The 26,607-nt window shown below is 58.3% G+C and carries 22 protein-coding genes and 1 riboswitch; of the genes, 3 read left to right on the plus strand and 19 right to left on the minus strand.

The window, feature by feature from the left end; genetic code table 11:
• Positions 1–23: 23 nt before the first annotated feature.
• Together C1711_RS04035 and C1711_RS04040 are read right to left on the minus strand one after the other, a co-directional pair.
• Positions 24–1,082, minus strand: coding sequence for a Gfo/Idh/MocA family protein (locus tag C1711_RS04035; RefSeq protein WP_102337903.1), 1,059 nt, complete (start codon positions 1,080–1,082; stop codon positions 24–26).
• 87 nt (positions 1,083–1,169) lie between these two features.
• Entirely contained in the window at positions 1,170–1,916 is a 747-nt protein-coding gene (locus tag C1711_RS04040) for a GyrI-like domain-containing protein (protein WP_102337904.1), read from the minus strand.
• A gap of 155 nt (positions 1,917–2,071) precedes the next feature.
• On the opposite strand from C1711_RS04040, the gene C1711_RS04045 reads away from it, so the two are divergent.
• Entirely contained in the window at positions 2,072–2,707 is a 636-nt protein-coding gene (locus C1711_RS04045; RefSeq protein WP_102337905.1) for a flavodoxin family protein, read from the plus strand.
• A gap of 236 nt (positions 2,708–2,943) precedes the next feature.
• Here the strand turns inward: C1711_RS04045 and C1711_RS04050 are convergent, their stop codons facing one another.
• The 3 genes from C1711_RS04050 to C1711_RS04060 all read right to left on the minus strand — a co-directional run bounded on the left by C1711_RS04050 (position 2,944) and on the right by C1711_RS04060 (position 6,666).
• Entirely contained in the window at positions 2,944–4,659 is a 1,716-nt protein-coding gene (locus C1711_RS04050; protein ID WP_234346222.1) for a M18 family aminopeptidase, read from the minus strand.
• A 359-nt stretch (positions 4,660–5,018) separates the two neighbouring features.
• A complete protein-coding gene (locus C1711_RS04055; RefSeq protein WP_102337906.1) occupies positions 5,019–6,047 on the minus strand; it encodes an aldo/keto reductase in 1,029 nt (342 codons plus the stop codon).
• Positions 6,048–6,150: 103 nt separating this feature from the next.
• Positions 6,151–6,666, minus strand: a complete 516-nt coding sequence (locus tag C1711_RS04060) for a flavodoxin (RefSeq protein ID WP_234346223.1) — start codon at positions 6,664–6,666, stop codon at positions 6,151–6,153.
• 137 nt (positions 6,667–6,803) lie between these two features.
• On the opposite strand from C1711_RS04060, the gene C1711_RS04065 reads away from it, so the two are divergent.
• Positions 6,804–7,172, plus strand: coding sequence for a MerR family transcriptional regulator (locus C1711_RS04065; RefSeq protein WP_102337907.1), 369 nt, complete (start codon positions 6,804–6,806; stop codon positions 7,170–7,172).
• 72 nt (positions 7,173–7,244) lie between these two features.
• On the opposite strand, the gene C1711_RS04070 is transcribed toward C1711_RS04065, so the two are convergent.
• Positions 7,245–7,991 (minus strand): carboxymuconolactone decarboxylase family protein, encoded by a 747-nt coding sequence (locus C1711_RS04070; RefSeq protein WP_102337908.1) that lies wholly within the window; start codon positions 7,989–7,991, stop codon positions 7,245–7,247.
• 166 nt (positions 7,992–8,157) lie between these two features.
• Between C1711_RS04070 and C1711_RS04075 the strand changes: the two genes are divergently transcribed.
• The gene (locus tag C1711_RS04075) at positions 8,158–8,886 is read left to right on the plus strand and encodes a B3/B4 domain-containing protein (protein ID WP_102337909.1); all 729 of its coding nucleotides are present in this window, start codon (positions 8,158–8,160) and stop codon (positions 8,884–8,886) included.
• 128 nt (positions 8,887–9,014) lie between these two features.
• Here C1711_RS04075 and C1711_RS04080 read toward each other — a convergent pair whose 3' ends face one another.
• From C1711_RS04080 to C1711_RS04140, 13 genes are all read right to left on the minus strand, one after another.
• Positions 9,015–9,785 (minus strand): gamma-glutamyl-gamma-aminobutyrate hydrolase family protein, encoded by a 771-nt coding sequence (locus C1711_RS04080; RefSeq protein WP_102337910.1) that lies wholly within the window; start codon positions 9,783–9,785, stop codon positions 9,015–9,017.
• Positions 9,786–9,787: 2 nt separating this feature from the next.
• On the minus strand, positions 9,788–10,528 hold the full coding sequence (locus tag C1711_RS04085) for an amino acid ABC transporter ATP-binding protein (protein ID WP_102337911.1): 741 nt from the start codon (positions 10,526–10,528) through the stop codon (positions 9,788–9,790).
• Between the two features lie 119 nt (positions 10,529–10,647).
• Positions 10,648–11,496 (minus strand): amino acid ABC transporter permease, encoded by an 849-nt coding sequence (locus C1711_RS04090; protein WP_102337912.1) that lies wholly within the window; start codon positions 11,494–11,496, stop codon positions 10,648–10,650.
• On the minus strand, positions 11,493–12,152 hold the full coding sequence (locus C1711_RS04095) for an amino acid ABC transporter permease (protein ID WP_102337913.1): 660 nt from the start codon (positions 12,150–12,152) through the stop codon (positions 11,493–11,495). Before C1711_RS04095 ends, C1711_RS04090 begins: the two co-directional genes overlap by 4 nt.
• 1 nt (position 12,153) lies before the next feature.
• A complete protein-coding gene (locus tag C1711_RS04100) occupies positions 12,154–13,146 on the minus strand; it encodes a glutamate ABC transporter substrate-binding protein (protein ID WP_102337914.1) in 993 nt (330 codons plus the stop codon).
• Positions 13,147–13,437: 291 nt separating this feature from the next.
• Positions 13,438–15,354: a fructose-1,6-bisphosphatase gene (locus C1711_RS04105; RefSeq protein WP_324761441.1), complete on the minus strand. Its 1,917-nt coding sequence runs from the start codon at positions 15,352–15,354 to the stop codon at positions 13,438–13,440.
• Positions 15,355–16,067: 713 nt separating this feature from the next.
• Positions 16,068–16,820 carry an ABC transporter ATP-binding protein gene (locus C1711_RS04110; protein WP_102338559.1) on the minus strand — a complete coding sequence of 251 codons (753 nt, stop codon included), beginning with the start codon at positions 16,818–16,820 and terminating at the stop codon, positions 16,068–16,070.
• Between the two features lie 193 nt (positions 16,821–17,013).
• Positions 17,014–18,093: an ABC transporter substrate-binding protein gene (locus C1711_RS04115; RefSeq protein WP_234346224.1), complete on the minus strand. Its 1,080-nt coding sequence runs from the start codon at positions 18,091–18,093 to the stop codon at positions 17,014–17,016.
• A gap of 184 nt (positions 18,094–18,277) precedes the next feature.
• The gene (locus C1711_RS04120; RefSeq protein ID WP_102338561.1) at positions 18,278–19,027 is read right to left on the minus strand and encodes an ABC transporter permease; all 750 of its coding nucleotides are present in this window, start codon (positions 19,025–19,027) and stop codon (positions 18,278–18,280) included.
• 166 nt (positions 19,028–19,193) lie between these two features.
• Complete coding sequence (locus tag C1711_RS04125) at positions 19,194–19,502, minus strand: thiamine-binding protein (RefSeq protein ID WP_102337915.1); 309 nt, start codon at positions 19,500–19,502, stop codon at positions 19,194–19,196.
• An 89-nt stretch (positions 19,503–19,591) separates the two neighbouring features.
• Positions 19,592–19,701, minus strand: a riboswitch (TPP riboswitch).
• Between the two features lie 396 nt (positions 19,702–20,097).
• Complete coding sequence (locus C1711_RS04130) at positions 20,098–21,159, minus strand: Fic family protein (RefSeq protein WP_102337916.1); 1,062 nt, start codon at positions 21,157–21,159, stop codon at positions 20,098–20,100.
• 338 nt (positions 21,160–21,497) lie between these two features.
• Complete coding sequence (gene aspS, locus C1711_RS04135; RefSeq protein ID WP_102337917.1) at positions 21,498–23,294, minus strand: aspartate--tRNA ligase; 1,797 nt, start codon at positions 23,292–23,294, stop codon at positions 21,498–21,500.
• A gap of 424 nt (positions 23,295–23,718) precedes the next feature.
• Positions 23,719–26,481 carry a phosphoenolpyruvate carboxylase gene (locus C1711_RS04140; protein ID WP_102337918.1) on the minus strand — a complete coding sequence of 921 codons (2,763 nt, stop codon included), beginning with the start codon at positions 26,479–26,481 and terminating at the stop codon, positions 23,719–23,721.
• Positions 26,482–26,607 lie beyond the last annotated feature (126 nt).

A 26,607-nucleotide genomic window follows, 5' to 3' on the forward strand; every position in this document is an offset into this window, starting at 1 on the left:
AAAGAGTATAGCGCCTCCGTGCCTTATTCCTCGTCATCCATGGGGAATACGATGCCGCCCTGACGCCGCGCCTCATCCATGATTTCGAGCGATGTAAGCGAAATGCGTTCGAACTCTTCAAGATCGCATTCGCCGAACACGGCAGCAACAAAGTCCTCGAGCTCGTAAATCATAGTGTTGTCGCATGGAATGAACTCGATTTCCTCATCGGTATCGCCCAAGCTGCGCACAGTTGACGCGGCAGCATTGCGAACCGCTTTGCCGCGCACGCGAAGACTGCCTGTTCGAGGAGCCTCGATACCTTCGAACGTGATGGTACCGAGCTCGCCTTCAATCTGAGAGGGCAACAGGTCTTGCGTCACCTTGGAGTACGCGATATCTGCCATCGCCTCGCCATACTGCGCCAAAATGTTTCCAGTCACATCGATAGCACCGCCGGTGAGCTCTTCACAATCCTTTGGAGCCAGCACCGACATGCACCTCACACTATCGGGCTTACCGAAGAGCGCCACCGTAACCTCGACTGGGTAGACACCGATATCCATAAGAGCGCCAGCTGCTGCACGGGCATCGAAAACATTGGTGTATGAACCCGAGAGCAAGTTGTCGAAACGCGAGGAATATTTGCCAAAACGCATATTCATACGACGCAGTCTGCCAACGCGAGGCAGCAGCTCGCGAATCTTCGCAATACCCGGATCGTGAACAGGGCGCATCGCCTCCAAGGCGACTACGCCATTGGCGAGCGCGGCATCAAAGAGTTTCTTGGCTTTGGCCGCATCGCTTGCAATGGGCTTTTCAACTAGCACATGTTTGCCCGCATCTACGAGTCGCATCGCCTGCTCAAAGTGAAGCGAGTTAGGCGTCGCGATATACACCGCATCGACCTCTTCGCACGACGCAATTTCATCAAGGTTCGCAAATGCACGCTCACCACCATGCTTTTCAGTCGCAAGCTTTGACTTTTCCGGAGAGGATCCCATACTTCCCACGTAGCACGCACGCGAGCACATACCGATCGCATCGATAAAGTTGTCTGAAATCATGGCCGTACCAATAACGGCAAACCGCACCTGGTCCATGATCGCCTCCCCTTCAAAAAGTTTTCGCTTTATAACAGTTTACCAGCGATTTTCATTCGGTTCGCTGCGGCTTCAAACGTTGTCGATCTAGCAGGCGGCAACCGGGTGACGAATGATCGTCTTGAGCTTTTCCGGTGCCGTCTTGCGCGGATCGCCAAGATAGATCTCATGATGAAGTCGAACCACAGGGACACCATCACTGGTGTTCAACGCTTTGAGCACCTCTTCACCGTCGAAGACATCCGTCGCACTATGCCCAACCGGAGATTCTCCACCTTCTGAGATATCCTCACGCAACCCCTCAGAGGAAATAAAATCGCTCAACTGGGCGATTGTCGCCGGCTCGTCATCATAAGGCCCCACGTGCGTAATTTGCGCGCACAGCCCTTCCACAAATCGAACCAAATGAGCCTTTCCCGCATTCAAACCGTCTACCAGCTGCGGCTTCTTCTTTGCGGCGACTTCACTTGCCCATTCGAACACGTCAGGAGTCACAAAGTCCGGCTGGCGGATGAGCGACACCCACGAAAGTGCATCCTTATCGGCAATCTGAGCACCGTTGAAAGCACCCTCACCTGCCCACCAAAGACCCTCGAGCGGTGGAACGGTGTAGTCGAAATACCCTTCCGGCTGCCACTCTCCCATTTTCGACATCTTGATGGTGTACGAAAGCCCATAGAGCAAACTCAGCGCCTCCGCATACGCACCGTTTTCCTCGTTGGGATTTCCCGTTCCCGCCACTGCCAGGTATGTCGCTGGAGGCACGTCAACAAGCGTCGGCTTCCGTTTCACGCCATACAGGCTCTTAAATTCTTTTTTGAAATCGAACGCCATTTCTTCCTCCAATCGAACATTTGTTCTAGTATACTCATAACCACTGGGAGGGCAAGCGCAAACTTAGACGCGTTTGGCGCAGAACGTGATGCTGGGTGTAACGTAACTGGATGACGTACATGCGCAATCCTTTGAGCGAGAGATGGGAGCCATTCATGAAGGTCTTACTGGTCAACGGAAGTCCGCACAAAAACGGTTGCACGAATCGAGCGCTCGAGGAAGTGGCACGCACGCTCGAAGCTGAAGGAATCGAAAGCGAGATCTATTGGCTCGGCGCCAAACCCATCGGTGGATGCATTGCCTGCAAAGCCTGCGACAAGCTTGGAAAGTGCGTCTTTGACGACAAGGTTAACGAGTTCCGCGAGTTGGCATTCGATGCTGACGGCTTTGTGTTCGGAGGACCGGTGCACTATGCGCACGCGGGCGCTTCCCTCCTTGGTTTTATGGATCGCCTCTTTTACTCCAGCGGCCGCAATGGTATAGAGAATCCCTTCCGCTTCAAACCTGCAGCCGCCGTCGCATCCGCCCGTCGCGCTGGAACCACCGTGGCCCTCGATGACATTCAGAAGTTCTTTACCATCTCCCAGATGCCCATCGTGAGCTCGCGATACTGGAACAACGTGCACGGTGCCAAGGCCGACGAGGTCGAACAGGACGAAGAGGGCTTGTGGACCATGCGTCAACTGGGTCGAAACATGGCGTGGATGCTCAAATGCCTTGAAGCGGGGCGCGTCGCGGGAATCGAACTCCCCAGACAGGAGACGGCCGTTTGGACGAATTTCATCCACTAGGTCCATCTGGACATCTCCTACAAACTGCAAATTGAGCGAATCGCCGTTAACCTACGCGGGTGCTTTAAGGTGCGAGCAATCTGTTTTCGCCCAGAAAAACAGATTGCTTGTGCATGATCGGTATAGGAATCTCATCCGATGAATTGCGAATGCCCAGCAATAGGCGGGTCGCCCACGGTTGTGCAACCTGGATGACCCGCCTTCAACGAGCCTAGTGTACGTGCAGCGAGACGGCTCTATCCCAGCATAATCGCGTCGGCACCATCGATGCGAATATCCGCGTTGTAGAACGCCGTGAAGGCCTCGATGGCATGCTCGACATCACGAGCGCCAGCTGTTTCATAGCTGGAATGCATGGCGAGCTGGGCGCAGCCAACATCCACGGCATGCACACTTACCTGCATGTTTGAGATGTTACCAAGCGTTGATCCACCCGCCATGTCACTGCGATTGGCAAACGACTGATACGGCACACCAGCATCATCGAGGACGGACATCAGTGCCGCACGGCTCAATGCATCGGTGCAGTAATGCTGGTTGGCAGCCTCTTTAATCACAAGGCCCCCGTTCATGCGAGGACGGTTGAGCGAGTCGGCAAGGTCGGGATGAGCGGGGTGCACAGCATGGGCGTTGTCGCAGCTCACGAGCATCGAGGCGGCAAACGCGCGACGCAAATCCTCGTCCGTATAGCCAAGGCTGGCATTGACGCGGCTAAGCACGTCATACAGGAATGTCGACGCGGCGCCCTGCTTGGTCTCGGAACCGACCTCTTCGTTGTCGAAACACGCATATACCGCAATGTCATTCGACGTTTGATTCGTCTTGGAAAACGCACGGCCAGGTTTCATGGGTGCCGTGGCATGCGCAAGAAATGCCTTGAGCGAGGTGAACGCGCACATAAGGTCATCGAGTTTGGGAGAGCTCACGAACTCGTTCGTCGCACCCCACACGCAGGGGTTTTGACGATTAACCAAAACGAGCTCATGCGAGACGATCTGACTGGGATCGATATCGAGGGCATCGGCCAAGATGACATTCAGCGAACCCGCAGACAAGTCTCCGGCTGAAATAATCGGAAGCAAATCGCTCGCACGATTGGGTGAAAAGCCGTCGTTGACGCTGCGGTTCATATGGATGGCGAGACTTGGGATGAGGGCAACGTCGCGGTTGAGTGCCACCAACCTGCTCTCGATACGCGAACCATCGCGCACCAACACACGGCCCGCCAAAGACAAGGGGCGATCGAACCAGGTGTAATCGATCATGCCACCGTAAGCCTCGGTGTCGAGACGCAGATAGCCATCCTGATTGTCGAGCTCACAAGCGCTTTTCAGCTTGAATGTGGGTGAATCGGAATGAGACGCCGTGAGTTTAAAGCTGTAGGGCACACCCGTCGATTTTGCGCGAGCAAGCTGGAGCCCGCGCTTCGCACGCCCGACCTGATCGCCCACACTCCACGCGACGACACTCGATCCGTTGCGCTGTGTGTAGTACCGCCCACCAGGCTTTACATTCCATGCAGCATTCTCGGGCACATAAGCAAATCCCGCCGCATCAAGGCGCTTGCGAATCGCCGCAACCGCGTGGAAAGGACTCGGGCTTTCCTGGATAAACGCGATAAGTTCCTCGGCGGGGGCATCAAGCGCATCTTCTTCGGCGAAATCGTCGCTTTCTATCGAAACTGACTTGGGAACGGAACCAACGGCGTCAACGGATTTCGCAGGGGCAGGGGCGATATTATCGATGGAACCAAAATCGGTACCTTGAACGGTCCTTGGCGTTTGCGTTCGCGCCGGGCGCGAGTCGGCGCTGGAACCAAAATCAGCGCTCTGAGTAGATTCAAGCCCACCTGCCGAATCCCCCGCAGAAACAGCTCCAATTGCTTGTTTATCCGCTTGCTCCTCGCCCATTTCGAGCTCTTCGCCGTCGGTCGCTTTCTTCCCAAACAGCATGGGGACCCGCCTTTCTTAGATGACCATCGACGCACTCCGCCCCCCGCCTACCGCTGTCGTGCCCGGCAACTAAACTCACCGGACCATTTTGCTGGTAGAAGCGGGGGGCGAACTACGATTTGTCGTTTCGCTAGGTCCCTTATACCCTCTTGTGTTTTAGAATTCTCACGGAAATTTTCACGGGCGGCATCCTTGCAAACATAACTCCGCTCTGCCGGTCCCGCTATCAACGCAAGTCAAGACAGCAGCAACTCTTCGGGCGAAGCCCCGTCTCGCCGCTCCGCCATCGAAACGTTGAGACACCGGAGTTTTGACGAAGCGCCAGCCTGCAACCTTGTGTTCCCGTCCCATCTATTCCGTTATCGAAGCGTTGAGACAAGCTTGGGCGTAGTGGTGCCCGCCAGGGGCTTTTCGCCCGGACGCGCCTGCGGACCGACTAGTTCATGGGCAACATACAGTTCCTCGAGATAGGCGAGCTCCTCATCGCTCAACGACACATCGAGTGCCGCCACGGCCTCATCCACACGCTCCGGTTTAGAACAGCCGACGATGGGTGCCTCGACACCACGCGCCCAATGCCATGCCAGGGCAATCTGCGCCATCGACACACCATGGCGCTCAGCCAGCTCGGCCACGCGCGCGATGATGGGCATGTCCATCGCCTCGGCAGCATCGTATTTATTGCGCATGGTTGAGTCCGTCGTGCTTCGCTTGCTGTCCGAATTCCACGTGGAACGGCACAGATGACCAGAAGCCATGGGACTGTAAGGCGTGAGCGCCATGTCAAACTGGCGGCACACGGGGATCAGCTCGCGCTCGTCCTCTCGATAGAGCAGGTTGTAGTGGTTCTGCATACTCGTGAACGTCGTCCAGCCGTTCTGCTGGGCAACATGCTGCATGTTGTGCAGCTGGTAAGCGTACATGGCACTTGCGCCGAGCGCACGCACCTTACCTGCGCGAACCAAAGCATCAAGCGCCTCCATGGTCTCCTCGATGGGCGTACCGTAGTCGAAGCGATGGATGATGTACAAATCGAGGTAATCCGTGCCCAGACGTTTGAGCGTACTCTCGATTTCCCGATTAATGGCCTCGCGCGACAGATGTCCCTCATTGAAGAACACCTTGCTTGCGAGCACGACGTCCTCACGACGCACGCCCAAATTGCGCAGGGCGGCACCGATGTACTCCTCACTCGTGCCAAACGCGTAACAGTTCGCGGTATCGATGAAGTTGATGCCAAGCTCAAGCGCACGTTTGATAACGCCCTTCGTACCTGCGGCATCGAGCGTCCACTGATGGAAATCAGGGCTCGCCTCACCAAAGCTCATGCCACCGATGCATATGGGAGAGATAGTGATTCCGGAATGACCCAAGGTCGTATAGCGCATGTCAATCCTTTCACGCGGTCGTGATAGCTTGTCAATCGTCTTGCCTCGTTTTCCCCGCATTCGAAGGCGCGTTCAAGCCTCCAAACGAAGGTGCTCCAAGCAGTTAGAACAGGCTCTTTACCCACGTGGTAAGCTCTGCCTCCGACACACGGGCATTCAAAAGCTTTGCCGCGACCCAATGGGCACCCGGCGCAGACGGCTCGAGGTCGCGCTGCGTTTTGCCCATGCCCGAGCCGCCCGACGTGGCAAACAGCACGACGCGTTTACCGGAGAAGTCACCCTCCTCCAAAAACGTCTTGATAATGTGCGGAGCGGTGTACCACCAAATGGGGAATCCGATGTACACCGTGTCATACTCTGCCAGGTTATCTGGCATGCCCGCAATCTCTGGACGCGAAGCCGGGTCGTTTGACTCGATGGAACTGCGACTGCGCTTATTGGTCCAATCCAAGTCTGCATTCGTATAGGGAACCTGGGGTGCGATTTCGAACAGATCGGCCTGAGCCGCCTGAGCCAAACGCTCCGCCACGCCCCTCGTCACGCCACTTGCCGAGAAAAATGCCACGAGATTCTTCATGATGCTTCCTCCTGTTACTGCATCGACACGGTTGTCGCCCATATCGTATTCCCTGGAGTCAGCTCCAACTCAAGAACTTTTTTCGCATGCATCTCTTGCCTTTGAGTCCGCTCAAAGGGTTACGATACTCCTGTTTGCAGACCACGAAACCCCTGCACGCATCCCTCAAGGAGGCACCCATGCGCATTGCGGAAGTTGTTGAACAGTACGACATCAGCGCGGACACCCTGCGCTACTACGAGCGCATTGGACTTTTGCGCCCGGTCAAACGCAACGCGAGCGGCGTTCGCGATTACGGCGAAGAAGACTGTGCCCGCATCTCGTTTGTGAAATGCATGCGCGGCGCCAACGTGTCCATCGAGGCACTTATCGAGTATATGCAGTTGTTTGACGAGGGCGACTCAACGCTTGAGGCACGCAAAGCCATCCTCATTGAGCAACGCGTCGAAGCGCAAAAGCGCCTTGATAAAATCCAGGCGGGACTTGACCGCCTGGATTACAAAATCGCCCATTACGACGAGCTCATTGCCAAGCGGGAGCAAAAGTAGGGCGCGACCTTTGCGCGATCGCGCCCTACCCTTGCGTTGTATCGTGATGTGCTGGCTCTGTGTAGAAGTGCGCTATTCCTGCGGATACGCATCGTCCTCCACCGGCTCGAGCCACTCGTTGGAGCAGCCCTCTCCCGGAACCTCAAACGCGATGTGCGCAAACCACGTATTGGCAGCAGCGCCGTGCCAGTGCTTCACGCCTGGGGCGATATACACCACGGAACCCGGCGTGAGCTCCTGCGGTTCCTTACCCCACTCCTGATACCAACCACGACCGTCGGTACAGATGAGCATCTGACCGCCACCCTGCGTGGCATGGTGGATGTGCCAGTTGTTGCGGCATCCCGGTTCGAATGTGACATTCGATATGCCAATGCCCTGCGTTTTGGGATCGGTGAGCGGATTGAGGTAGGAGTTGCCCTTGAAGTACTGGGCATATGCGCTGTTGAACGTACCGACGCCGAACATGGGGGCAAAGTCGACCTCGTCCTCGGGAGCCTCGGCGCCGTACACCTTCACCGCCATACGGAACGCCGCCCATGCGTTGGGCCAACCCGCGTAAAACGCCACATGGGTCAGGATCTCTGCCATTTCGGTACGCGTCACGCCGTTTTCCTTGGCGGAGATGAGGTGGTACTCAAACGAGCTGTCTACCAGGCCCTTGGCCACGAGCGTCGTCACCGTGACAATCGAGCGCAGCTTGGGGCTGAGCTTGTCCTCGCGCGACCAAACTTCACCGAACAATACGTCGTCATTGAGCTCTGCGAACTTGGGCGCAAAACCGCCCAGCTGGGTACGACCCGCTGTCTGCTTCACCATAGATACTCCCTTTCAACATGCACCGTTTACCGCCTTGTGAATGCGTGGGCAAACGTGGTGCCTTTTCTTGGATCGTGTTTCACCTTAAACCCTGGAGTCAGCTCCAAGACAAGCGTTTTGCTATACTTTTTTCAACCTCAACAAGGTTTTGGTTTGGGAGGAATCCATGAAACGATTTGTCACCGAAGACTCTTTTTGGAATCTGTTCCCCGGCGCTTCTTTTGGCGTCGTTGTCGCGCAAAACATGAAGTCGCCTGACGAAGTTGATCAAGAAGCTGTCGCCGAGATTGGCCGCCTACTTGACCGCGCCAACACACAAGCCGAAAAACACTTCGAGAGCAACACCCTCTCCGAAAACGCACCTGTTCGCGTCTGGCGCCAGGCTTATCAGCAATTCAAAACGAAGCGTGGTGCTCGTTGCTCCATCGAAAACCTGCTCAAGCGCGTGCTCAAGGGCAATCCCGTGGGTTCCATCTCCCCTTCTGTGGATATCTACAACACCGTGTCGCTCCGCTATGCCCTGCCCCTCGGCGGCGAGGACATCGACACGTTCGAAGGCGACCTGCGTCTGACCATCACCGAGGGCGGCGATGCGTTTATTCCCTTGGGCGAAAATGCCGAGAACGATCCGACTCTGCCGGGTGAGCTTTGCTACGTGGACGATGCCGGTGCCGTGTGCCGCTGCTGGAACTGGCGCGATGGCGTCCGCACAGCGCTTACCGATGCCACGCGCAACGCGTTCCTCATCGTCGAGTGCGTTGACCCAGAGCGCGTTGAGGACTGCCGTGCCGCAACCGATGAGCTGGCCTCGATGGTCGAGAAGTACCTCGGCGCGACGATCGCCGTTAAGGAGCTCGTCACGAGCGAGAACCGTGTGGTCGTTATCGAGGGGTAAAAGCACCTCGCGCAAAATCGAACCGAATACGTCACCCTCAGCGCTCATTTTCCCTGGATTTTGTCGAACGTAAGTCACGAATTCGGTTCAATTTTCGCGACCCTACGAGTACACCGCCGCAATCCGGGCTACTCTTCACACGCGTTTTTACACGCGTCCACAAAGCCCCTCCAGAGCTTGAAATCCGTCTCAAGCGTACGCCACGTGTACTCCGGATGCCATTGAACGCCCAGGCAGAAGGGCTCGCCCTCGACTTCGATCGCCTCGGGTATGCCATCGGTGGCCGCGGCGACCAGGCGAACGCCCTCGCCCAGCTTGTCCACGCAGCAATGATGGCTCGAGTTGACCTGGATCTCACCGCGCCAATTCAGGATGCGCGAGAGCAGCGATCCGTCCTCGACCACCACGGGATGCGCGGGATCGTGCAGAATGGGCGCATGGCGCCAGTGCACCATACCGTCGGGAACGGGGCGACTCGGAACGTCCATGCATAGCGAGCCTCCGAGCACCACGTTCAAGATCTGCATACCGCGGCAAGATGCGAACAGCGGCTTGTGCGCGGCAAGCGTCGCGCGGATCAGCTTCACCTCGAACGCGTCGCGCTCGTGGCACAGCAGCTCTTCCGGGTATGGATCCTCATCGCCCCAAAGCGCCGGACTGACATCATGGCCTCCGGGAATCGCAATGCCGTCTGCCATATCAACGTAACGTTGAATAACCGCGTCATCGTCGGTAAACGACATCATCAACGGAACACCGCCCGCCGCGAGAATCGCCTCGAGAAACACCGTGGCAGAGGCGACCGACGGCGCCAGCTGCTCGGGCATCTCCAAGCATGGCTCGATGTTCTCCATGCGAGGAGCAATGAGAATCAAAGGTCGTCTGGAATCTTCCGTCATGGCTAGTGTCCCTTAATTGAATCCAAGAAGTCGCGGGCACGGGCGCTCTTGGGATGGTCGAAGAACTCGTCTGGCGTGCCCTCCTCCACAATAGCGCCGTCGGCCATAAAGACCACGCGATTTGCAACACGACGCGCAAAGTTCATCTCATGCGTCACCACGATCATGGTCATGCCCTGGCTCGCCAGATCGACCATGACGTCGAGCACCTCGTTGATCATCTCGGGGTCGAGCGCCGAAGTCGGCTCGTCGAACAGCATCGCCTTGGGATGCATGGCAAGCGAACGCGCGATGGCGACGCGCTGCTGCTGGCCGCCCGAGAGCTGCGCCGGCACCTTGTGCGCCTGCTCGGCGACGCCAACGCGGCCGAGCAGGTCCATGGCGCGTTTCTCCGCCTCGGCCTTGGGAACGCCCAACACGTCAATGGGTCCAAGCGTCACGTTGTCCAAAATGCTCATATGCGCGAACAGGTTGAAGCTCTGAAACACCATACCCAGCTCGGCGCGCATCGCCGCAAGCTCCTTGCCCTCCTCGGGCAGTGGCTCGCCGTCAATGAGGATCTCGCCGGAGTCGATCGTCTCCAAACGGTTAATCGTGCGGCACAGCGTCGACTTGCCCGAGCCGGACGGGCCGATCACCACAACGACCTCGCCTTTATCTACGGCAAGGTTGACGTCCTTGAGTACATGCAGGTCGCCGTAGTGCTTGTCGACGTGCTTCAGCTCGATGATAGGCTGAGTCATGGTTCTCTCCGATCGAATACAAACTCGTCATGTCCGTCCAACATACGCGCACTCCACGTCCGACACCCGACAGAACACATGTCCCGCAGGATCGCACGGCGTGGCAAACCGCTTCACGTCTACGACGGATTGGTGCTCAGGCGGTCCACCACACGCGCGCCGGTCTTATGGCTCACGTAAATCGACAGCTGGTTGATGGCGTAGTTGAGCAGGATGTAGATGATTGCCACCACAAAATACGTGCTCACAAGCGCGTCGTAGTTGGTAATCAACACGCGCGCATTCTGCAGCATGTCAGGATAGCTCACAACGTAGGCTACCGTGGTGTCCTTCACCACTACGACGAGCTGCGAAATGAGCGAGGGGATCACGTAACGAATCGCCTGCGGCAGCACGATCTTGATCATGACGCGGAAGGGACGCATGCCCAGCGCAAGGGCAGCCTCGGTCTGACCGCGTGGCACGGCATTGACGCCTGCGCGCAGCACCTCGGCCAGCACGCCTGAAGCCGCAAGAGCGACCGGCAGCGTGATCATCCAGAACGACGACATCTTGATGCCGTACTGCGGTACTACCAAAAAGAAGAAGTAGATGAGCAGCAGGCTCGGAACGCCGCGGAAGAAGTCCGTGATGATGCGGCAAACCGCCGCAAGCCAACGAATGCCGCTCGTACGTCCCAGCATCAAAAACATGCCGAGCGCCAGCGCGATGGCACCAGCGGTGAGGGCGACGGTCATCGTGCCGCGCAGGCCCGCCATCAGATATCGCCACGTGCTTCCCCACGTAAAGAACGACCAGTAGCGCGGATTGAGCTGACCGGTCTTCCAGAATTGGTAGATCACCAAACCCAGCAGGGCTGCTACCAGCACCGATGTGATGGCCGTGCCGATGCGGATCTTCGCGCGCGTTTTGGGGCCAGGAGCCTCGTAGAGCGCATCGCGCATGCTCATGGTTGCGTGTGCACTCATCGCTTGATCCTCACCTTCCGGTCGAGACGATTACCGACGAACGCGATGGCGACCGCCGTAAGCGCATACCCCGCCGCGGCGATGCCGAATGCGAGGATACCGCCGGTCGAACGCGTATTGATGTAGGACACCACGCCAGTAAGCTCAGGCGGCGTGAGCGGCACCTGCGAGCCGAGTGACGTGCTGAGCATCACAGCGATCAGCAGGTTGGTCATGGGGAGCACGGTGGTGCGCAGTGCCTGCGGAATCACGATCTTGCGCAGAATCTGCCCAAAGGAAAGCCCCAGCGAACGCGCCGCTTCGATTTGCCCCACGCCGATCGTGTTGATACCGCTCATGAAGTTCTCGGATCCAAAGGCCGAAGCCACCAGGATCACGGTCACGATCACGCACGTGCGATACGGAAGCACGAGGTTCAGATTCGGCAGCGCGTAAACGATAATCACCAGCAGGGAAACGCCAGGTATGTTGCGGAATATCTGCACATACAGGTCGCCCACCAAACGCAGCGGCTTGAAGGGCGACACGCGAAGCACCGTAATGGCCACGGCCATGAGCATGACAAACACAAAACACAGCGCCGTCATGCTCCAAGTGGCCAGCAAGGCATCAACGTAGTTTTGCCTGTATGTGGAGAGAAGCTCTGAAAGCCCCACGTTATGCGCCGATCGCGGGCGGCTGCGGGACCTCGTCAACACCGGCGCGGTCGCCGATGCAGACCTTCCACAGGGCCTCCCACGTGCCGTCCTCCTCGATCTTGGCGAGGAAGTCGTTCACGAAGGCGACGCCGTCGGAATCGAGCGGCAGGCCGATGCCGTAGGGGTCCTCGGGGCCGAACGGTTCACCGGCGAGCTTATAGGTGCCAGGCTGCTTCATCATGGAGCTGAGCAGCATGTTCGTGTCGATCACATAGGCGTCGACGCGCTTCTGTGCGAGGGCGGAACGAGCCTCTTCGTCGGTCTTGAACTCCTGGAGCACCGCGTCGGGCTGCAGCTCCTCCATGAGGCCGGGGCCGGTGGAACCGGACTGCACGGCGACGTTCTTGCCGGCGAGGTCGTCAACGCTCGTAATGTCGTCGTTGTCGGCGAGCACGAGGATGGATTGCTGCGTGCTGTAATACGGGCCGGCGAAGGAGATGAGCTTCTTGCGCTCGTCAGTGATGGAATAGGTGGCGAACACGGCGTCAACCTGGTCGTTCTGCAGGACGGACTCGCGGGTGTCGGAGGTTACCTGCGTGATCTCGAACTTGGACTCATCGCCGAGGATGTAGCGGACCAGAAGCTGGGAAAGACCGGCGTCGAAGCCACGTAGCTTGTTGTCCTTCTCGTTGAGCAGGGAGAACAGTACGGAGGTCTGGACTACGCCGAGGCGCATCGTGCCAGCGTCCTTGATGCCCTGGGCCCACGTGCTCGCAGCGACGGTCGCATCGTCGGCGGTGACGCCGGAAGCGATGAGCGCATCATAAGCTTCGGCATCGAGAGCCGTGGGCTCCTGATCGCCGAGGTCGTCGCCGGTAGGTGCGGAGCCCTCGGGCGCCGGTGCGGGCTCCTCGCCGCCGCAAGCGGCAAGACCGAGCGCTGCAGCGCCGGCGGCAACCGTGCCGAGCACCTGACGACGATTGAGCATAAATTCCTTCGTGCTGTTACTCATGAGAGGTTCCTTTCCCCAGTGCAGTACGGATACTTTAGCATACTACAGCATTAGCACGGTTTTTCGCCTCTTTTCGAAAAACTTCCTTACCTTATGCCCCAAGAACATAGGGAAATTACGCCCCTAAGCTGCAATATTTCCCTGTAACCAAATGGACACCTTAGAGAGGTTTGTATGCGCGATCCCCCAACGATCAGTATGGATGCCACCGCTCAAGGGCGCCGCGTTTTGTGCAGCAAATCGGCTACTTATGCAACTCGTGCGGCGCGCCCCGCTAGCGGCACGGCGCCGTTACAGCTCTCCTATGCGATACGCATCGAGCAACATGTGCAGGTCGCGGATTTGCTCGCGAATCTGAACGCCCGTGTCGGTATCCCCCACCATGCGACGCGTTTCCGCAACGTCGAAACGGTCGGTCTCGCTCACGATGTCGGCGTTGTGCGCAAGTGCAGCCTCCACGCTCTCAAATGCGCGATGCGCCTTGAGGCGGCATCCGCGGGAACTCGAAATGAGCGTGTAGCCCGCAATACCCGTCTTGGGATGATATGCGCGGCAAAAGCCGCCGTCGATGACGAGCAGTCGCCCATCGGCACGGATGGGCTTCTCACCGTCCCCCGTATGCACGGGCGTGTGACCGTTGATGATATGACCCGCACCGGAAACGCCACCGAACTCGCGCATAATCGAGTCGCACACGGCCGGATCGTTGGTGAGCGAGAAATACGGGTCCATGGGCTCAACCCAGCTCGATTTGTCCTCGACATACGAACGCTCGAACGTCTTGACGTGGCGTCCACTGGCCGGCGACTTCATACCGATCCAAAGGTACCACATCCAGTCGAGGGCCTCCTCGTCGCCCGTGCGCCATGCACGGCGCGCAATGTCATCGCAGAAGTCCAGGTAATCGCGGCCGCTGCGCCACGTACCCAGGCAGTTGACGCTCGAGAACGTTCCGTCCTCGTTAAGCGGAACGCAGCCGTGGAACAGCAGATTGCGGTTGTACATCAGGTACATCGAACCGTGGCTGTACATAAAGTCGATGTGTCGATGCAGGTGATCGGTGTTCTTGAACTCCGCAACGAGCTTATCGACGATGCGCTGTTCCTCTTCGGTGAGCTCATACGGATGCTCGGGGTCGACCGTGGGAAAATCGAGCGTCGCCATCTGGTACTCGTTACCATCGGAAACCGTAATGGTGCCATGCTCGTAATCGATCTTGTCCAGCAGCAGGCGATCTTGCATGTCAAAGCTCGCATGGCGCATGATGATCTGCCCCTCGAGCTTGAAGAGCAGCACGTTAACGGCCTTCACCAGAGGGGTGAGCTTAGCTTGGAACGGCGTGGCGTCAGCGGGCACCGGCGCGTATGTCCGATCCGCAAAGGCAACGAGTTCGCGCAGCGAGATGCCGTAATCGTTCTCCAAAATCTCGTAGTTGTCGTAGCGCAGGTTGTTGCGCAGCACGGTAGCGACACAGGCGGCGGAACCGGCCGTAGCGCCCATCCACAGGATGTCGTGGTTGCCCCATTGAATGTCCAGCGAATGGTAATTCATAAGCTGGTCCATGATCTTCGAGGCACCGCCGCCACGGTCGAACACGTCGCCTACCAGGTGCATATGGTCGATGACAAGGCGCTTGATAACAGCCGCAAGGGCGCAGATGAAGTCGTCGGTGGCGCCCGTCTCGATAATCGACTCGATAATGCGCTCGTGGTAGCGCACGCGGTAGTTGTTCTCGTCCGGATGCGTGTGCAGCAGCTCATCGATGATGTAGGCAAAGTCGTGCGGAATCGCTTTGCGGACCTTGGAGCGGGTATAGCGGCTCGAAAGCGCGCGCGTCACCGTAAGAAGCTCGTCCAAGGATTCGCGATACCACTGGCTCGAATCCTGATGTGCCTCACGCACCAGCGCGATCTTCTCGCGCGGATAGTAAATGAGCGTGCACAGGTCGCCCTTTTCATCCTCGGTAAGCGTATCTTTGTAAATCTCATCCACGTGCTCGCGTACCACACCCGAGCAGTTGTTGAGAATGTGCATGAACGCCTCGTACTCACCGTGGAGGTCGCTCATGAAATGCTCAGTGCCCTTGGGCAGGTTGAGAATTGCCTGCAGATTGATGATCTCGGTAAAAACAGCCTGCTCGCTCGGGAATTTTTGGGCAAGCAGACGCAGGTACTTCATGGTTTGTTCGGAATGCTCCGGGGTGGTCACGGCGGCTCCTCTCCATGGCGAACACTCAATTCACCATAGCATCCGCTTGTGGAGGGGGCATCTGTTCCCATGAGCGTATCCGGCTAGCGGTAGCTCTTCACCATTTTTCCAGCCCCACTACAAATTGACTCCTCATTTGTCCGAAGTATCGGTATTCGGGCCCGTGATGTCGGCGCTCAATCGCCTTTCGACCTCGTCTGCCCCAAGACATGCTGGACAAGAGGCACGGTGAGCGGCGCTGCATGACGAACATGCCCCTCCGCAGCTGCCAGCATTTGAACACGATCCACATACGCCCTGCTTGCACATACGACGAATAGCAGCGGCGCATGCCAGGACAATCACAGCAACGATAAGCACATCAATGAGGGACATAAGCTCCTCCTCATCAAATAGTTTACTAAGGTGAACTTATCATACCCAACGGTGATTTGCGTGCGCGATGAACGTGACCCTCCATCAAATGTAGACGAAGCGACCCCGCACCATGTACAGGGTCGCCAAATACCAAGCTATTGCATCGCGTTAGTTGCTCCATGGCTCCCGACGTAAAGGGAAAGCAAGCTTTGCCTTCGCTCATCGCACGTCTATTGCTGGAACGAAGGACACAGTACACTTCCCCAGCAGTAGGGCACTTCTCAATCAAGGCGCGCACTGTTATCGCAGGATGTGCGCTCGAACCGCGGCGCGCCCTGGTGCGCAATGTGCTTCTCTTAGCCGAGCATCTCGAGCACCGCACGTTTGTGTGTGAGGAACTCGGGCGTGAGGTTAAACGTTGCGCGCTCGCTGTGTGGACAGGTGATGTGCTCCTCGCCCACAATGCGTGTCGGCATACCAGCCTGCGGAGCACCTCGCATTACGTAAATGACGTCCGCCAGCGTAAGCGCTTCGTCGATGTCATGCGTAACCACGCACGCAGTGGTATGACAACGCTCGATTACGTCAAGGAACCACGTGTGCATGTCGGCCTTGGTAAACGCATCGAGAGCCGAAAATGGCTCATCAAGCAGCATGAACTCCTGTGAGAAGAGATAACTGCGCAGCAGGGCAGCACGCTGGCGCATGCCGCCCGAAAGCTCGCTCGGCCAGCGTTCCTCCGTGCCCTCGAGGCCGAAGGCCTCGAACAGCGGGCGCGCCTGATCGCGCGCTGCCTCTTTTGACATACCTTGGAGCACAAGCGGGAGCGATACATTGTCAATGATGCGTTTATGCGGCAAGAGCAGGTCTTTTTGCAGCATGTACGACAAGTGGCCCGATTCACCGGTGATGTCCTGCTCGTCGAGTTTAACGCTGCCCGCGACGGGGCGCTCGAGCCCAGCGATGATATGAAATAGGGTGGTTTTTCCGCAACCCGATGGACCGAGCAAACATGCTACCTGCCCGGATTCCACGGTAAGACACACATCATCGAGGACACGCAAGTCGCCGTACTCCTGTGAAACGCCTTTTACCTCAAGACGCGCCATCGCCATCGTCTCCCAATCGCGTCGGTAACCCGCCGCATTCCGTCCATTTCGACCAAGTGACACGAATTCGGTTCAATTAATCGCGCATGTCGAGTAGAGCGGCTTTTTGTCCAACAAAAGGCCTGATAATTTGCGCCCATAACCCACGTCTATCTCGACAGTCCAGAAAATTGAACCGAATTCGCGATATTTCTTAGATAAAGCGCGTATCAAGTCCCGCGCCGGGCTCAATTTGGGGTGCAAAACCCTGCTCGCTCACCCACTCATAGAACGCATCCCAGCGCGCCGCGTCAATGGCACCCCAGTTCTCGGCATCCGCCTGGTACTGATCGGCGAGATATGCCTGGCTTGCGTGGACAAGCTCACTATCGAGCTCAGGGGCAGCTTTGAGCAGGATCTCCGCGGCGGCATCCGGATCGGAAATGCAGTCTTCGTAACCACGGCGCGTGGCGTCGATGAACGCCTGAACCAGCTTTTCGTCCTGCTCGATGACGTCATTGTTCGCAATGATAACCGGCGTGTAATAGTCGAACACAGGCTCGATATCCGAGAACGCAAAGTAGTTGGTGTCGAGGCCCGCCAGCTTGCACTTCTCGCCAGCCCATGCCCAGTAGATCCAGATGGTGTCGACCTGGTCGGCCTGCAGGGCGCTCACCTCGTCAGTCACGGTCGAGGGCACCATCTGCACCTCGTCGAAGGTGCCGCCGTCGTTCTCAACGCAACGTTCGATCATCCCCTGCTCAATAGGCATTTCCCATGTCGCATACGTGTGTCCCGCCATGTCTGCGGGGCTGTCGATGCCCTTTTCCTTCAAGCTGATGATGCCCGACGTGTTGTGCTGGATGATGGCTGCAACTGCCGTGACAGGCAGGACATCCTCAGAGGAAACATAGGCGGCCATCGTGTCTTGGAAGCTCACGCCGAACTCGGCATCGCCCGCAGCCACCAGCGCATCCGCGCCGTTCTCGGGCGCTTGCACGATCTCGACTTCGAGACCCGCCTCTTTGTAATATCCGCGCTCGGCGGCCACGTACACGCCCGTGTGGTTCGTGTTGGGGGTCCAGTCCAGGGCAAACGTCACCTTGCGCAGCTCCGGCTCATTCGATGCGCCTGCCGAGGAGCCTGCAGGGGAGTTATTGCCAGCACAGCCAGCAAGGGCAGATGCGCCAAGGGCGGCGGCACCCGCAAGACCCGTCCCCAGCAACGTGCGACGAGACATCATGCCGTAAGCGTCGCCCTTTGCCATTGCCTGCTTCATCGATTTTTTATCCATGATGGATTTCTCACTTTCCCTTGAAACACAGCTACTACCAGCTGCGATTGCTTTTCTCTAGATAGTCACGTTGTTGCGCGCAGCTACCGTTACCGTGATTTCCCTTGGCAACCGCGCTTCCGCGCTGCGAACACCATTACCGTGGCTTCTCCAGACAACCACGCCTTCAGGCCACCACCTGCCATTACTGTGGTTTTCGCTCTCCGCGCTCCCAGGGCATCGAGATGCGGCGCACCGCCTCAACTGCCCACATGAGCAGCAAGCTCAGCGCAGAGATAAGGAAGATCACCGCGAACATCTTGTCGAACGAATACGCTTTGCGCACGCGCGTCATGTACACGCCCAAGCCAGAAAAACCGCCGAGCCATTCCGCGATCACTGCACCGACAATGGCATACGCTGCGGAAATCTTGAGGCCCGAGAAGAACTGCGGCAGTGCGGCGGGCAGCTTGACGTGGCGCATGATTTGCCCGCGAGTGGCGCCCATCGAGCGCAGCAAATCGATCTCGTCGGGGTCAACGGAGCGCAAGCCCTCGAGTAGACCCACCGTAATGGGGAAAAACGTCGTCACCACGATGAGTACCACTTTGGGCAGCATGTCGTAGCCAAACCACAACACAAGCAGCGGCGCAATGGCCACACTCGGAATCGTTTGCGTGAGCACCACCAGCGGATACACCGCCCGGTACAACACCTCGAACCGATCCATGAGCAGCGCGGAAATAAAACCGAGCGCCACGCCCGCAGCCAGACCGAGTCCGGCTTCGATGAGCGACGTCACGGCATGCTCGCACAAAAGCGGCCAGTCGCTTACCAGCGCTTGCACCACGGCCAGGGGACTCGGCAACATGTATCCCGGAACCAGCCCGGCCATGCATACCAGCTGCCATATGGCAATCAGTACTGCAAGCGTTATCGGAGCTGCAAGACGCATGCCGAGCGAAGATGCCGAACCCTGGGCCTTATCGGCACCGACAGTCCCGCCAGCCGCGTTACTTGCGCCATCGACACCAGGGCTACCGGTGCCATCGACACTGCGCCCCACTTCGTTATGCGCCACTTCCCCACTCATCGGCACTCCGCGCGCGTCGTTCGATTCGTTATGCATCGTTCTCGTGGTACTTGGCGGTCTTCTCCTCGGTAGTCAGCAGGTTATCGGCATCGTCGAAGAAGATCTTCGAGTACACCGCGACCTTGGCGGAACCGGCGCGCACGGCAACGCGCGTGCACTCGGCGAGAACCTCCATGCAGTGGTCGTAATCGCCCTCGATCGCCGTCTCAAACGGCCCCACATATGCGTCAGGGAACTCGGACATGATGTACGCGATGACCTCGTCGACCACGCGCACGACCTCGTCGTTTCCCTGCACGCCCTGGGGCAGCAGCTGAATTGCAACGCTCGCTTTCATGAGCGCTCCCTTCTGGGCCCGCGCGGCGCGAAGCCACCGCACAAACAAGGCCCCTCGATGTTTCGTAGGGGCCTTCGCGCGCTTCGTTTGTGCGAGAGGTTGTACGTCCCTACGCCGGCATTACCCGGATCAGGTTGCGGGTCGAGCGATGGGTCGCTCCTCTCAGCCGGTCCATTTCCCAGCTCCCCGTGTTACAGCGGACAGTGTAGCACGTTCATACAAAAGAGGCGTCGCGCAATTGCAACGCCTCGTTGTGCAAACGGCTGCGTTGCGTAGCGACAGCGCACTTGAGACCAGACGGTTATTGCAGATTCGGATTTGAAACCAGGCCGTTGTGTCAAAAATCAGCCGTTTTATGCAACATTCGTCTGGTCTCAGTTGTGGGTATGTAACATTGGTCTAGTTTCAACTTCGGGCATGCAACATTCGTCTAGTCAACCTGATAGCTCCTCAGCTGAGCAGGGGCAACGCGCGGGAACATCTCGCGGCGATCAGACTCGTCAGCCGCAACCACATAGTATTCGACAGTGGCGCCAGCTGGCTGCGCCGGAACCTTGGCAACATAAACCTCGTGCGTACGTCCGGGAATAAGCTTTCAGTGTGCGTCCGCCCTTACGTATCGAGTGTTTCGACCTGCTCCAATCTTAGTGAGCGCCCCCTCGTCGACCAGCCGCTTGAGGGCCGACTCCACTGACGAGCTGCCCAACGCCGGACAGGCCTCCAACACATCACGCTTGGAAAACGGGCCTATAACATCTTGAACATGGTTCAAGACGATGTCATAAGACGTGCTTCTAGCTCCAGCAACCTCTACCATAGAAACGCGCCGCTCGAGATCGCGATAGCAAGAGAGGATAACGCTCAGCATGTACTCGATAAACGGCTTCGGATCATTTGTTCCCTCGTGCCAACCAACGTCCGATGCCGCCAACGCGTCATAGTAGGCATCCTTGGTCTTTTCGATCGCTTTCTCCACGCTGATGTATCGACCGACCATGTAGCCGGCGCGATAAAGCAACAACAGCGTGAGCAATCTGCTCATGCGTCCGTTACCATCCTCAAAGGGATGGATGCATAGGAAGTCCAAGACGAAACATGGAATCAAAATCAACGGATCGACCCTGCCTTCCGCCAACGCTCGGTCATATGCGCCGCAGAGTCGCTCAATGACCTCGGGCACCTCATGCGGCGGCACTGGGACAAACAACGTTGCCGTCTCCCCGCTTGGAAGAATCATGTCGATCTCGTTCGGCGCAGACTTATAACGTCCACCGAAGGAGTAGCTCGTAAAATGCATAAGATCCCGGTGGAGCTGCAGGATGTAGTTCGATTTTATCGGGATATACTCGTAACTCTCGTGCACCAGATCCAATACGTTCCTATATCCTAAGATCTCCTCCTCGTCGCGATTGCGCGGAGTGGTCTTGCTGGCAATCAACTGACGAAGACGCGGATTGGTAGTCCGAATCCCCTCGATGCTGTTGGAACCCTCGGTACTTTGAATCCTGGCTATCTCCATCAGGCGGTCGAGAGCAACCGGTTTCTGATACAAAAGCAACTTCTGCTTTCCCTTGTACTCATGTATCTGCGCGACATAGGAGACGATCTCGTTGCTCCATGTCTGCTCTTTTAGCGCTGCATAGTTAAATTCCCTCATACGTTTCTCCCAATCTGACTATCTATGTCCCAATATTACTATCATTTTGGGAGATTAACTGATGAATTTGGGAGAAAAGGAGTCGGGATCTTAATACAGACTTGAGACCGGACCGTTGTTGCAGGTCGCCCTGTGCTTGCGGTACCTACGCAGGTGGCAGCACACTGAGACCAGACCATTGCTGCAAGTTCGGATTTGAAACCAGACCGTTGTGTCAAAAACCAGCCGTTTTATGCAACATCGGTCTGGTCTCAACGGCGGTATGCGAAACAAAAGGGGCGCCATGAAGTCATGACGCCCCTCAACGAGAGTTCGTTTACAGCTGGACCGCTTGTCCCTTACTCCAAGCGCAGACCAACCTCTTTGAGCTGTGCCAGAGAAACCTCGGACGGCGCGGCCGACATGAGGTCGGAGCCGGAGCTCGTCTTGGGGAACGCCATGACGTCGCGGATGGAATCCGTACCGGCCAGCAACATGCACACGCGGTCGAGACCGAGCGCAAAACCACCCATGGGCGGCGCACCGAACTCGAGCGCCTCCATGAGGAAGCCAAACTGCGAACGCGCGCGCTCCTCGGTGAATCCCATGAACTCGAGCATCTTGAGCTGCAGCTCGGAGTCGTGGATACGCATACCGCCACCGCCGGCCTCAAAGCCGTCCATCACGAAGTCATACGTGCAGGAGCCCATGGCGAGCGGGTTCGTCTCGAGCAGGTCGAGCTCGTCGATGTGCGGAAGCGTGAAGGGCTGGTGCTCAGCCTCGTAGCGCTGGCCTTCCTCGTCCCAGTGGAACAACGGGAAGTCGACGACCCACAGGAAGTCGTGGCCCTCGCGGGGAATTTCAAGCGCATCGGCCATGTGGGAGCGCATGCCGCCGAGGATCTCGTCGGCCTCAAGACGCGGGCCCGCGGCGAACATCACGAGGTCGCCCGGCTCGACGTCCATGCGCTCGCGCAGCGCAGCCATCTCCTCATCGGTGAAGAACTTGACGATGGGGCTGTTCATAGAGCCGTCCTCGCGGAAGGCGATCCAGGCAAGGCCCTTGGCGCCAAACGTGGAGGCAACCTTGGCGAGCTTGTCAATCTGCGCGCGCGGCCACGTGCCGGCACCCTTGGCGTTGATCGCCTTGACGACCTGGCCCTCAGTAGTGGCGGCGCTGGCGAACACCTTGAACGCGGACGTGGCGAACACGTCGGTGAGGTCCACGAGCTTCATGCCGTAACGGGTGTCGGGCTTGTCGGAGCCGTAAGTGTCCATGGCGTCCCAATAGGACATGCGACGCAGCGGCGTGGGCATCTCGACACCCATCTGCGCGAAGGCGCTGGAAAGCACGTCCTCGAGCGCGCCCATCACGTCGTCCTGCTCAACAAAGCTCATCTCGATATCAACCTGCGTGAACTCGGGCTGGCGGTCGGCGCGCAGGTCCTCGTCACGGAAGCACTTGGCAACCTGGTAGTAGCGCTCCACACCGCCGATCATGAGCAGCTGCTTGAGAAGCTGCGGGGACTGCGGCAGCGCGTAGAAGCTGCCGGGCTGCAGGCGGCTCGGCACGATGAAGTCGCGCGCGCCCTCGGGCGTAGACTTGAAAAGCGCAGGGGTCTCGACCTCGGTAAAGGCGCGGTCATGCAGAGCCTGGCGAATGGCGAAGGTGAAGTCGGAGCGCAGGCGCAGACGAGCATTCATCTCGGGACGGCGCAGATCGAGGTAGCGATAACGCAGACGCGTATCCTCGGCCGTCTCGATGCCATCCTCAATCTGGAACGGCGGGGTCTTGGAGCGGTTGAGCACCGTTGCCTCGTCCACCAGAACCTCAACCTCACCCGTGGCGAGCTTGGGGTTCACGGCGTCCTCACCGCGGCCGCGCACCACGCCGTGCACGCGGATGGGCCACTCGGGACGCATGGTCTCGGCGATCTTGAACGCCTCGCCCAGCGAGTGCTCGGGGTCGAACGTGAGCTGCGTAATGCCTTCGCGGTCGCGCAGGTCGCAGAAAATCAGGCCGCCGTGATCGCGGCGACGACTCACCCAACCGGTAAGCGTGACTTCCTCGCCCACGTTCTCGGAACGAAGCTCACCGCAGGTGCGCGTATGCATGGAGTGAATGTTTGCGGGGTTGGTGGCATGGCAATCCGCCATGGCGTCCTCCTTTTCATCTGTGCCGCCCCGTGCCGGTACGGGCGACTGGTGTACAGACTGCCCGGGCGCGTAGACAGCGCGTTCGGGCCAAAAACGGCGCAGGACAACAAGGCGTCACCGCGCGCGACAGCTCATAAGGATAGCGGCTTATAGCACACTGCACCACACAAAAGTGCCGCCCATGGGGGTTCTTAACATTTTCGACTCAATAAGACCGAGGATAACGTGCTATGAGCAGGCCTTCTTCTCCATTTGAACTCCGGCACCTGCAGTAATTCTCGACACAATCGCCCGCACAAAGGGCCCAGCGAAAAAGAGTTGCCAAAGCAGCACCTAAGCCACCATGCCTACGCGTTCGAACGAAAAAACGGCCGACCCGCAAATCTCTCTGCAAACCGGCCGTCATCATGCTATCTGGCAGCTATTACCCCGTGTTCTGCAAGCCCGCGGAGACGGCGGTCACGGTCTCCAAAATCAGGCTCAGGTACTCGGCCTTCGCCTCATCCGCAAGCTCGTCTTGATGCGCGCGAATCTCACGCAGTGCGCGGACCTGCGCAATCGACAGCGCGTCGACATAGGGGTTGCGCACGCGCACGGCCTGACCGAGCACGCGACGATGCTGGAGCGGCCACTCGCTATCGGTAATCGCCAGCACCCACTTGCGCGTGAGGTGCATCTCGTGAAGGACCTTCTCGGACAAATCCGCGCGATCGCCCAACGCAAGGTACATCTTGGCGATACGCCCGTCCGTCTTTGCAATGGACATCTCGATGTTGTCGATGAAGGTCGCGAACAGCGGCCACTCTTCGTACGTGCGGCGCAACAGGTCAAGATCGCCCAGCTCGTCGCAGGCGGTGCCTAGGCCATACCATGCAGCGAGGTTGATACGCGCCTGGCTCCAGCTGAACACCCAGGGAATGGCGCGCAGGTCGTCAAGGGACTTCGCGCCCAAGCCGCGCTTGGCGGGGCGGCTGCCGATGGGCAGCAGGCCGACCTCGGTAAGCGGGGTCACCGTCGAGAACCACGGGGCAAAGTCGTCGGTGGCAAGCAGGTCAAGATAGCGATCCGTGCTCGTCTTGCACAGACGGTCGGACAGCGCGGCATACTTTTGCGTCATGTCGGTGTTGGTTCGCTCCACCGAGGGCGCGGAGTTGAGCAGCGTAGCAGCGGCAACGCTCTCGATGTGACGCTGTGCCAACACGCGGTTACCGTAGCGCGCAAAAATAATCTCACCCTGCTCAGTTACCTTAAAGCAGCAGTTCACTGAGCCCGCAGGCTGAGCCAGCACCGCACGGTTGGCCGGACCGCCACCGCGGCCCACGGCACCGCCGCGGCCGTGCATGAGCACAAGGTTGATATCGTTTTCCTTCGCCCAAGCAGCCAGGCACTCCTCAGCGCTGTGAAGCGCGAGCATAGCCGTGGTAGGACCGGCGTCCTTAGACGAATCGGAATAGCCGAGCATAATCTCGAACGTGCGACCGTTCTCGCCCAGGCGACGCTGAACATCGGGGAGCGTAAGCATCTCGTTGACCACATCGACGCAGCCCTCGAGGTCCTCAAGCTGCTCGAACAGCGGAATCACGTCGATCGTGGGAACGTCTTCGGGATGCGCGAACGCCAAGCGCGCCAGCTCGTACACGTCGGCCACATGCTGCGCCGACTTGGTGAACGAGATGATGTAGCGGCGCGCGGCCTTCTGGCCGTAGCGCTTCTGAATCGCGCCGAGTGCGCGGAACGTATCGAGCACCTCGCGCGTCATGGGCTGCAGATCGCCATGGATACCGTGCTCGGCAATGTCCTCGAGCGCACGGGCGTGCACTTCAGAGTGCTGACGGAACTCGGTTTCCACCATATGGAAACCGAAGGACTCCACCTGCCAGATGAGTGTTTGAACCGGTCCGTATGCCGTGCGCACAGCACCGGCCTGTGCCAGCGAGCGCTGCACCACACGTAGATCGTCCAGGAATTCCTCGGGCGAGTGATACATCGTGTCTGCATTGCGGCGCACCGTCGCATTCAAGCGGTCTGCCATAACGAGCATGACGGCGCGATGCGGCTCCGAGGTGGAAATATCTGCGGCACGCGACGAAAGAACCTCGCTCATCTCAACCTGATGACTCCACAGGTTGAGCAGCTCCTCGCTCGGCTTGGTGTAGGCGGCCTCAAGCGTGAGGTTGCGACCCACGCTGCGGCATTTCTCTTCAAGCTTACTCACCATATGCAGGGAATATTTGGCTGCGACCTCGCGGCTCACCTTAGCGGTGACGTTGGGATTGCCGTCGCGGTCGGTACCAATCCAGCTGCCCGGATGGAAGAACGCAGGGCACACGGGCGGCACCGTGCCGGCTAAATCGCCCAAAACCCAGTCGTCAAAACGGCGGTACACCGTAGGGACCACATCGAAAAGCGTGCTATCAAAGATGTCGATGATGGTGTCTGCCTCTTCGACGGGCGTGGGCTTCTTGAGCGCGATAGGGCTCGTGCGCACAAGGGCATCGATCTCCTGCAGCATATGGCGCTCGTTTTCCGCCAAGTCGGAACCGCCCAGATGCGGACGCTCATTGAGCAGGTTCGCGATGCGACGGATCTTGCCCTCAACCGCGCGGCGGCGCGCCTCGGTGGGGTGCGCGGTAAACACGGGATGGAACTCGAGACGACAGAGCAGCTCGTTCGCCTTTTCTGCGCCCGCTTCCTCAATGAGCTGGCGATATGCCACAGTCAACGCATTGGATGGATCGATCAAGCCACCCATCTCCACGCCGCGCTCGCGCTCGTGCAGCGTGCGAACACGGTAGTTCTCCTCTGAGAGGTTCGCCAAATGGAAGAAGCTCTCCACCGCGCGCACCAGCACGCTCGCCTTGTCGAACGACAGCTCGTCAATGAGCGCAACGGCATCGCGAAACGCCTTCGTACCTGCGGTATCACCCATCGGGATACCCTGGTCGTCCACGTCCTCGCGCACCGCCACGGAACCAGGGTTGCCCTCATTGGCGGTAATCATGCTTTCGAGCAACGTGTCAAATGCCTTGCACACGCCCTCGTCGTACTCGTTGAGTACGCGATGTTCAAGGCGCAGGAACAGCGCCAGGTTCTCGCTCAGGCTCTCCGGAATCTCAATCTCAGTGAGCGGAGCATTCACATATGCTTCGACCTCAGCCACAGTAAGCCCTCTCGTTCGAATGTTCATGCGGGGACCATTATACGCGCGGGGTCGACGCGTCCGTCGTTTTACAAATGAGCGACACCGCGCCGATACCTACACGCAACAATCGGGCGAAACCGCATTGGATTTCGCCCGCAACAATCGAAATAG

It is taken from the genome of Collinsella provencensis (assembly GCF_900199705.1).
Classification (GTDB): domain Bacteria; phylum Actinomycetota; class Coriobacteriia; order Coriobacteriales; family Coriobacteriaceae; genus Collinsella; species Collinsella provencensis.